1 protein-coding gene is annotated in these 450 nt (G+C 63.1%); it reads right to left on the reverse strand.

Annotation, left to right across the window (positions count from 1 at the left end; genetic code table 11):
* Positions 1–450, reverse strand: a 450-nt coding sequence (locus HX846_RS30270; RefSeq protein WP_178966792.1) for a phosphopantetheine-binding protein, incomplete at both ends; no start/stop codon positions are given.

Below are 450 nucleotides of genomic sequence, written 5' to 3' on the forward strand. Positions count from 1 at the left end.
CCCCGCCTGCCGCGCACGGCTGACCACCTGGATCGAAATGATCGAATCGCCACCCAGTTCGAAGAAGTTGTCGCTGATGCCCACCTGCCCAAGCTTGAGCACGTCTTGCCAGATCGTCGCCAGTTGCTGCTCCAGCGCGTTGCGCGGAGCGACGTAGGCTTGTTGCAGTTGACTGACATCCGGTTTGGGCAGGTTCTTGCGATCCAGCTTGCCGTTCGGTGTCAGCGGCATGCGTTCCAGAGACAAGACATACGCCGGCACCATATGCGCCGGCAATGAAGCCTGGAGCTGCGCACGCAGGTCTTCGCTGAAACCGGCACGGGTTGAATCGCCGACCACGTAAGCCACCAGGCGCTTGCCGCTACCGGCGCTGCCTTCCTGGGCCACGACCACCGCTTCGCGCACACCCTGAAGGGCTTGCAGCGCCGCTTCGACCTCACCCAGCTCGAT

This window comes from Pseudomonas sp. K5002, assembly GCF_013386655.1.
In the GTDB taxonomy this organism is placed as follows: Bacteria; Pseudomonadota; Gammaproteobacteria; order Pseudomonadales; family Pseudomonadaceae; genus Aquipseudomonas.